Below are 8464 nucleotides of genomic sequence, written 5' to 3'. Positions count from 1 at the left end.
GAGCGGTAGTTCAGTTGGTTAGAATACCTGCCTGTCACGCAGGGGGTCGCGGGTTCGAGCCCCGTCCGTTCCGCCACCCTATTAGGGGCGTAGTTCAATTGGTAGAGCACCGGTCTCCAAAACCGGGTGTTGGGGGTTCGAGTCCCTCCGCCCCTGCCAGAAAACGATCCTTTGCTTCGGCAAAGGATTTTTTTTTGCCTTCATAAAGGCAAAAAAGAAGAACCAGTTAAATCTAACTGGTCTCATCTCTTCCCTGCTTGCTTCTCTACCTGCCAATCTTTAGCTGTTTTGCCTGACCAGAATCGGGAATTTAAGCAGCTGCCGGATATGCGCCTGCTGATCGCTGTTCTGCAACCAGACAGCATAGAGCGGACGAACGGCGACGGGCGTATCCGGGATCACCATCAACTCATTGTAAACACTTTGCCAGAAGTCAGGCAGGAACGCGCACGCTCCGGTGGTATGCAGCAGTTCACGGGTAACATGCGCCGACGTTGTGGTCAGTACTGGCACATCATCAGCGCCGGAAAGATAACTCTGATGCTGATGAAAATCTGCTCCCCATTCCAGTTTAATGTAATCATATTTTTCGCGTTTCTCGCTCTGCCGGGCGCAGAACAGCGCCAGTGAGATATGACCAATCTGCTGACTGGTTAACTCATCCATCTTAGGCGCTTCAGTGGTGATCAACAGATCCAGCTGGCGTTCATGGAGCTGCTTAACCAGCAGGTGTCGTTGTGCCACGCGCGCTTCTAAATGCAGGCTTTCACGATTCTCATAAAGCGTCTGTAGCCACGGCGTCAGATAAGCCTCCCATAGCGATGCACTGGCACCGATCGAAAGCTCATGATGCTGTTGAGTGTGGGAAACCTCCTTCTTTGCCATCATCCATGTGCTCATCAGGCTTTCAGCATAGGGAAGCAGGCGTTCTCCAGCCGCCGTCAGACGTATGTTATTGCGATGCCGTGTAAAAAGGTTAACGCCAAGCTGATTCTCTAACTGGCGGATGCGAAAACTGACAGCAGATTGCGTAAGGTAAAGTGCTTCTGCAGCACGCCCGAAATGGCGTGTTCTGCTCACTTCCAGGAAAGTTTTCAGTAATTCCGTATCCACAGCGTTCTCCCAAAAAATGTTTGTCGTATAGATTTAAATGTTTTGTTTTACACTCTGTCAAGCCTATCTAATACTCCGCGCCATTAACAGCACGGCATTAGAAAATCAGGAGCGTGTAACATGGCGGAAAGCTTCTCAACAGAGAATCGTTTCTTTGATAACAAACATTACCCGCGTGGTTTCTCACGCCACGGTGACTTTACTATTAAAGAAGCTCAGCTTCTTGAACGCCACGGTTTCGCCTTTAATGAGCTGGATTTATCAAAGCGTGAGCCTGCAACAGAAGAAGAACGTCTGTTTATTGAAGTGTGTCGTGGCGTGCGTGAGCCGCAAACGGAAGCTGAACGTGTATGGTCTAAATATATGACCCGCATTAAGCGTCCTAAGCGTTTTCATACGCTGTCCGGCGGTAAACCGCAGATGGACACCGTCGAAGACTTTACCGACAGCGACGATTAACAGAGAAGGGGCGAAAGCCCCTTTTTTATTGCAGGCTGTTATGCAGATGAATCATTAAACGATCAATCGTGCGATAACTGACAGCCTCCTGCAGATGATGCCGACTGACGTCTGCTTCTCCCGCCAGATCGGCCACGGTACGCGCCACCTTCAAAATCCGCTGCCATGCCCGTACAGATAAACCCAGTTTCTCCAGTACTGACTCCAGCCACTCCGCATCCTCTTTAGCTGGCTGACACCAGCGCATAATCTCCGCATTGTTTAAATGCGCATTAATTTTGCCTGCACGGGTCAGCTGAATCTCCCGCGCTGCGACCACCCGATGACGAACCCGTTCAGACGTTTCTGCTACAGGGCGTTGACCGCTAAGCATTCCACCCGGAAGTAGGGGCACCTCCAGCGAAAGATCAAAACGATCGAGAAAAGGGCCGGACAGCTTGCTGAGATAACGCAGCACCTGCTGAGGTGAGGTACGGTTATGCTGTCCCTGATAATGTCCGGTTGGACTTGGATTCATTGCAGCAATCAGCTGAAATCGTGCCGGATAGGTGACTTTTGCGCGCGCACGTGAAATAGCGATGACCCCCGACTCTAATGGCTCGCGCAGAGAGTCCAGCACCTTACGATCAAATTCCGGCAACTCATCCAGAAACAGCACGCCGTTATGCGCCAGTGAGATCTCGCCCGGCCGTGGTAGTGATCCGCCACCAATCAAAGCATAGAGAGATGCACTGTGATGAGGTGATCTGAAAGGCCGACTGCGCCATTGTCGGTGCAGAGTACTGCTAGTGTTCACGAGACTGGCGATTGCTGCGCATTCCAGTGCTTCCTGATCGGTTAAAGAAGGCATGATGCCGGGCAGCCGGGTGGCAAGCATTGTTTTACCGGTGCCAGGCGGGCCAATCAGCAACAGGTTATGCCCGCCAGCCGCCGTGATCTCCAGTGCTCTGCGTCCCTGTTCCTGACCAATGATATCTGCGAGATCGTCAGCAGGCGGCTCGCCCTGATGATCAGGGGACTGAGCTGTCGGTAATGTGAGTTCATTACGCAGAAAGGCACACACGTTGCTGAGATGAGATGCAACCAGTGAAGACCCCTGACGGATAAGTCCGGCATCCGCCTGATTCTCAGCAGAGAGAACCATCTGCCGTCCAGCCTGAATTGCCACCATGGCCGCCGGAATCGCGCCCTGTACACCGCACAGCGCGCCGTCGAGTGCCAGTTCACCCAGAAACTCGTAGTGCGTCAGCTTGTCGGCAGGAAGCTGCTCAGAGGCGACCAGAATGGCGATCGCCATAGGTAAGTCATACCGTCCGCCCTCTTTAGGAAGATCCGCGGGTGCCAGATTAATGGTGACCCGCTTTGCCGGAAAGGTGAAACCGCTGTTGATAATAGCGCTGCGTACCCGCTCACGCGCTTCTTTGACCGTGGTTTCCGGCAGACCTACCAGGGTTAAGGCAGGCAGGCCATTACTGATATGTGCCTCAATGGTCACCAGCGGGGCGTCCACCCCCAGTGCTGCCCGGGTCAGAACTTTTGACAATGACATACTCGCTCCTTGTTACCGTCAGTCTGGTGACTGCATCAAAGAAAAGCCATGACATCATCAGTATGGTTCGGGCCATCGCACACCCCATCGAAAGTTGTTTCATGGCGTTTTAAAATGCTGTGCGACAGTACGCAAATCCATCAAAATATTATTACGTCACTAAAGTGATGAATAATTATCATCATGTAATTATTTCTTGTATTACAAATCGATAGGTTACGATTCCGCGTCACGCACGAAAATAAATCTGTAAAAAAAGTTGTGCGATGACCCCTGACTATGATAACTCTGTAGGCATTACTTCGAACACGAAAAAGAATTGAACAACACATGAAAGCCCTTCTACAAGTGATTAGCCTGGTCGTGATTAGCGTGGTGGTGGTTATTAACCTACCGTGCGGGGCAACGCTTGGAGAAAGAAAGGCTTAAAAATCAAGCCTCGAATCCGAAAAAACCCCCGCACCGAAAGGTCCGGGGGTTTTTTTTCGACCCGAGGAAATATCAGTAAATCCACAAGGAACAAACAATGAACAGTAGCATAAAATTCTGTTGTTCCGGTCAGGACACAGGAGAATAGCGATGACAGGTGCACAGTGGGTAGTTCAGGCTTTACGCGCGCAGGGTGTTGATACCGTATTTGGTTACCCTGGCGGCGCCATCATGCCGGTATACGACGCGCTCTATGACGGCGGCGTGGAACACCTGTTGTGTCGTCACGAGCAGGGCGCTGTAATGGCGGCAATCGGATATGCCCGTTCAACCGGCAAAACCGGCGTCTGTATCGCCACTTCCGGCCCCGGCGCGACTAACCTGATCACCGGTCTGGCGGATGCGATGATGGATTCGGTACCGGTCGTGGCGGTAACGGGTCAGGTCACCTCGGCCTTCATCGGCACCGATGCTTTCCAGGAGATCGACGTACTGGGACTCTCACTGGCCTGCACCAAGCACAGCTTCCTGGTTGAATCGCTGGATGAATTACCCGCTATCATGGCGGAAGCTTTTGCGCTGGCGCAGTCGGGCCGTCCGGGTCCGGTACTGGTTGATATCCCGAAAGATATTCAGATTGCACAGGGTGAACCCGCACCGCATCTGGTTCCGGTTGAAGAAGGAAATGCGCTGCCACATCAGGCGATTGACCACGCACGTGCACTGATGGCGCAGGCCAGAAAGCCAATGCTCTACGTTGGCGGCGGTGTCGGTCTGGCTCAGGCGGTTCCGGCACTGCGCAAGCTGGCAGACGAGACCGGCATTCCGGCGGTTGCTACTCTGAAAGGACTGGGCAGCGTGGACCCGCAAAGTGACGTCTATCTCGGTATGCTGGGGATGCACGGTACCAAAGCCGCTAACCTGGCCGTACAGGCGTGTGACCTGCTGATCGCGGTCGGTGCCCGTTTCGATGATCGCGTGACCGGCAAGCTGGATACCTTTGCACCGCACGCCAGCGTGATTCATCTCGATATCGATCCCGCTGAGTTAAACAAATTACGCCGCGCTCATGTCTCCCTGCAGGGCGATCTCAACGAACTGCTGTCCGCACTGAGTCAGCCTTTGTCTATCAACGCCTGGCGCGATGAGGTGCAGGCACTGAAAGCCAGCCACGCATGGCGCTACGACCATCCGGGCGAAGCGATCTATGCGCCGCTGCTGCTGAAGCAACTTTCCGATCGCAAACCGGCGAATACCGTGGTCACCACCGACGTCGGTCAGCATCAGATGTGGACGGCGCAGCACATGGCATTTAACGCACCGGAGAATTTCATCACCTCCAGCGGCTTAGGCACCATGGGCTTTGGTTTGCCTGCTGCCATTGGTGCGCAGGTTGCACGCCCGGACGATACGGTTATCTGTGTCTCCGGTGATGGCTCCATCATGATGAACATTCAGGAGCTGGGCACCATCAAGCGCGGCAGGCTGCCGGTCAAAATCGTACTGATGGATAACCAGCGTCTGGGTATGGTACGCCAGTGGCAACAGCTCTTTTTTGACGGTCGCTACAGCGAAACCAACCTGTCCGATAATCCCGATTTCCTCACGCTGGCCAGCGCGTTCAACATCCCCGGCCAGCGCATTACCCGTAAAGATCAGGTCGACGCCGCCCTTGATGCTCTGCTGAACAGCGAAGGTCCTTACTTCCTGCATGTTGCAATTGATGAGCATGAAAACGTCTGGCCACTGGTACCGCCGGGTGCCAGCAATGCAAACATGATGGAGAAAACCGTATGAACCAGCATCAATTGTCTATCGAAGCCCGTTTCCGCCCTGAAATATTAGAGCGCATTTTACGCGTCGTGCGTCACCGCGGTTTTCAGGTCTGTTCTATGAACATGGCCTCAGTCGCCAACGCAGAAAACATTAATATTGAAATGACCGTTGCCAGCCAGCGCTCCGTCGATTTACTGTCTTCGCAGTTAAGTAAATTGATCGACGTTGCATGCGTTCAGATTCAACAACAGACAACACAACAAATCCGCGCGTAGCCGCGAGAGGGAATAACAATGAGCACGAAGAAAGCAGACTTTATTTGGTTCAATGGCGAGATGGTTAAGTGGGAAGAGGCGAAGGTCAGCGTCATGTCCCACGCCTTGCACTATGGTACGTCGGTATTTGAAGGCGTGCGCTGCTACGACTCTCACAAAGGACCGGTTGTGTTCCGTCATCGTGAACACATGCAACGTCTGCATGACTCCGCCAAAATCTATCGTTTCCCGATTAAAAGCAGCGTTGATGAGCTGATGGAAGCGTGCCGCGAAGTCATCCGCGTGAACAAACTGAAAAGTGCTTATATCCGTCCGCTGGCCTTTGTCGGCGATGTGGGCCTGGGCGTGAACCCGCCAGACGGCTTCACAACTGACGTGATCATTGCCGCCTTCCCGTGGGGCGCGTACCTGGGCGCTGAAGCGCTGGAGAATGGCATTGACGCGATGGTCTCTTCATGGAACCGCGTGGCGCCAAACACTCTGCCAACTGCTGCTAAAGCGGGTGGTAACTACCTCTCCTCACTGCTGGTGGGTAGCGAAGCCCGTCGTCATGGCTATCAGGAAGGCATTGCGCTGGATACCAATGGCCTGATCTCAGAAGGGGCAGGCGAAAACCTGTTTGAAGTTAAAGATGGTGTGCTCTATACCCCGCCATTTACCTCTTCGGCACTGCCGGGCATCACCCGCGATGCCATCATCACGCTGGCGCGTGATATGGGCATTGAAGTGCGTGAGCAGACTCTGTCGCGTGAATCTCTCTACCTGGCTGACGAAGTCTTTATGTCGGGCACCGCCGCAGAAATCACACCGGTGCGCAGCGTCGACCGCATTCAGGTGGGCGAAGGCAAGCGTGGTCCGGTGACTAAACGCATTCAGGAGGCCTTCTTTGGTCTCTTCACCGGCGAAACCGAAGACAAATGGGGCTGGTTAGATCCGGTTAACCCATAATCAGATACAGCGCGGGCGTCATCTGACGTCCGCGAGCTTATTCTTACTGGAGTAAATAGAGCATGCCTAAGTACCGTTCCGCCACTACCACCCACGGCCGCAACATGGCGGGTGCCCGTGCCTTATGGCGCGCGACAGGAATGACCGACGACGATTTCGGCAAGCCGATTATCGCTGTGGTTAACTCATTCACCCAATTTGTCCCTGGCCACGTTCACCTCCGCGACCTGGGTAAACTCGTCGCTGAGCAGATTGAAGCGGCGGGTGGTGTGGCTAAAGAGTTCAACACCATCGCGGTGGATGACGGTATTGCCATGGGTCATGGCGGCATGCTGTATTCACTGCCTTCGCGTGAGCTGATTGCTGACTCGGTCGAGTACATGGTTAATGCGCACTGCGCCGACGCCATGGTCTGCATCTCCAACTGTGACAAAATCACCCCAGGCATGCTGATGGCGTCTCTGCGCCTTAATATTCCGGTGATCTTCGTTTCAGGCGGCCCGATGGAAGCGGGTAAAACCAAGCTTTCTGATCAGATCATCAAGCTGGACCTGGTCGATGCGATGATTCAGGGTGCGAACCCGAACGTCAGCGATGCCGACAGCGATCAGATCGAACGCTCTGCCTGTCCGACCTGCGGCTCCTGCTCCGGCATGTTCACCGCCAACTCGATGAACTGCCTGACCGAAGCACTCGGCCTGTCGCAGCCTGGCAACGGTTCACTGCTGGCCACGCACGCTGATCGCAAAGAGCTGTTCATCAATGCCGGTAAGCGCATCGTCAGTCTCACCAAGCGCTACTACGAGCAGGATGACGTCAACATGCTGCCGCGCAACATCGCGAACAAGGCCGCCTTCGAGAACGCCATGATGCTGGATATCGCCATGGGCGGCTCCACCAACACCGTGCTGCACCTGCTGGCGGCGGCCCAGGAAGGCGACATCGACTTCAATATCTCCGACATCGATCGCCTGTCACGTAAAGTGCCTCAGCTTTGTAAAGTCGCGCCAAGTACCCCGAAATACCACATGGAAGATGTGCATCGCGCAGGTGGTGTTTTCGCCATTCTCGGCGAGCTGGATCGTGCCGGCCTGTTCGACAGCAGCGCCCGTAATATCCTGCAGCAGACCATGCGTGAAACGCTGGATCAGTACGACATCATGCTGACCAAAGATCAGGCGGTAAAAGATACGTTCCGCGCCGGTCCGGCGGGCATCCGTACCACCCAGGCATTCTCGCAGAACTGCCGCTGGGACACGCTGGATGATGACCGTGCCGAAGGCTGCATCCGCACCCGCGAAAACGCGTACTCGCAGGATGGCGGTCTGGCCGTGCTGTACGGCAACATCGCCGAAGATGGCTGTATCGTTAAAACAGCGGGCGTAGACAAAGAGATCCTGACCTTCACCGGCCCGGCCAAAGTCTATGAAAGCCAGGATGACGCGGTAGAAGCGATTCTGGGCGGCAAAGTCGTGGCAGGCGACGTAGTTGTCATCCGCTACGAAGGGCCAAAAGGCGGGCCGGGCATGCAGGAAATGCTCTATCCGACCACCTATCTGAAATCGATGGGTCTGGGTAAAAGTTGCGCTCTGATCACCGACGGTCGTTTCTCTGGTGGCACATCGGGCCTCTCTATCGGTCACGCTTCGCCTGAAGCGGCCAACGGCGGCACCATTGCGCTGGTCAAAGATGGCGACACCATTGAGATCGATATCCCGAACCGCGGCATCAAACTCGCTGTGCCGGATAACGAACTGCATGCCCGCCGTGAAGAGCAGCAGGCACGTGGCGATGCGGCATATACGCCGGTCAATCGTCAGCGTGAAGTCTCCTTTGCGCTGCGTGCTTACGCATTACTCGCGACCAGTGCTGACAAAGGCGCCGTTCGCGATAAGAGCAAGCTGGGAGGCTAAAC

Annotated in this window: 8 protein-coding genes and 1 tRNA gene; 7 read left to right on the top strand and 2 right to left on the bottom strand. The window is 54.5% G+C overall.

Annotation, left to right across the window (positions count from 1 at the left end; genetic code table 11):
* The first annotated feature begins 83 nt into the window (after positions 1-83).
* A tRNA-Trp gene (locus tag N1689_RS16620) sits at positions 84-159 on the top strand.
* Positions 160-279: 120 nt separating this feature from the next.
* Here N1689_RS16620 and hdfR read toward each other — a convergent pair.
* Positions 280-1113 carry an HTH-type transcriptional regulator HdfR gene (hdfR, locus tag N1689_RS16615; RefSeq protein WP_161736410.1) on the bottom strand — a complete coding sequence of 278 codons (834 nt, stop codon included), beginning with the start codon at positions 1111-1113 and terminating at the stop codon, positions 280-282.
* A 120-nt stretch (positions 1114-1233) separates the two neighbouring features.
* On the opposite strand from hdfR, the gene N1689_RS16610 reads away from it, so the two are divergent.
* A complete protein-coding gene (locus N1689_RS16610; RefSeq protein WP_010253568.1) occupies positions 1234-1572 on the top strand; it encodes a DUF413 domain-containing protein in 339 nt (112 codons plus the stop codon).
* 25 nt (positions 1573-1597) lie between these two features.
* On the opposite strand, the gene N1689_RS16605 is transcribed toward N1689_RS16610, so the two are convergent.
* Positions 1598-3121 (bottom strand): YifB family Mg chelatase-like AAA ATPase, encoded by a 1524-nt coding sequence (locus N1689_RS16605; RefSeq protein WP_222924848.1) that lies wholly within the window; start codon positions 3119-3121, stop codon positions 1598-1600.
* Positions 3122-3451: 330 nt separating this feature from the next.
* Between N1689_RS16605 and ilvL the strand changes: the two genes are divergently transcribed.
* The 5 genes from ilvL (at position 3452) to ilvD (ending at position 8462) form a co-directional block, all read left to right on the top strand.
* The gene (ilvL, locus tag N1689_RS16600) at positions 3452-3550 is read left to right on the top strand and encodes an ilv operon leader peptide (RefSeq protein WP_072101316.1); all 99 of its coding nucleotides are present in this window, start codon (positions 3452-3454) and stop codon (positions 3548-3550) included.
* A gap of 150 nt (positions 3551-3700) precedes the next feature.
* On the top strand, positions 3701-5347 hold the full coding sequence (ilvG, locus tag N1689_RS16595) for an acetolactate synthase 2 catalytic subunit (RefSeq protein ID WP_161736408.1): 1647 nt from the start codon (positions 3701-3703) through the stop codon (positions 5345-5347).
* A complete protein-coding gene (ilvM, locus tag N1689_RS16590) occupies positions 5344-5601 on the top strand; it encodes an acetolactate synthase 2 small subunit (RefSeq protein ID WP_008926359.1) in 258 nt (85 codons plus the stop codon). The genes ilvG and ilvM overlap by 4 nt, the downstream gene beginning before the upstream one ends.
* Positions 5602-5619: 18 nt before the next feature.
* Positions 5620-6549, top strand: a complete 930-nt coding sequence (locus N1689_RS16585) for a branched-chain amino acid transaminase (RefSeq protein WP_161736407.1) — start codon at positions 5620-5622, stop codon at positions 6547-6549.
* A gap of 62 nt (positions 6550-6611) precedes the next feature.
* Positions 6612-8462 carry a dihydroxy-acid dehydratase gene (gene ilvD, locus N1689_RS16580; RefSeq protein WP_260059448.1) on the top strand — a complete coding sequence of 617 codons (1851 nt, stop codon included), beginning with the start codon at positions 6612-6614 and terminating at the stop codon, positions 8460-8462.
* Positions 8463-8464: the final 2 nt, after the last annotated feature.

This window comes from Pantoea sp. XY16 (assembly GCF_025153065.1).
Lineage (GTDB): Bacteria > Pseudomonadota > Gammaproteobacteria > Enterobacterales > Enterobacteriaceae > Pantoea > Pantoea alfalfae.
This window is presented reverse-complemented; position numbering and strand designations above follow the sequence as displayed.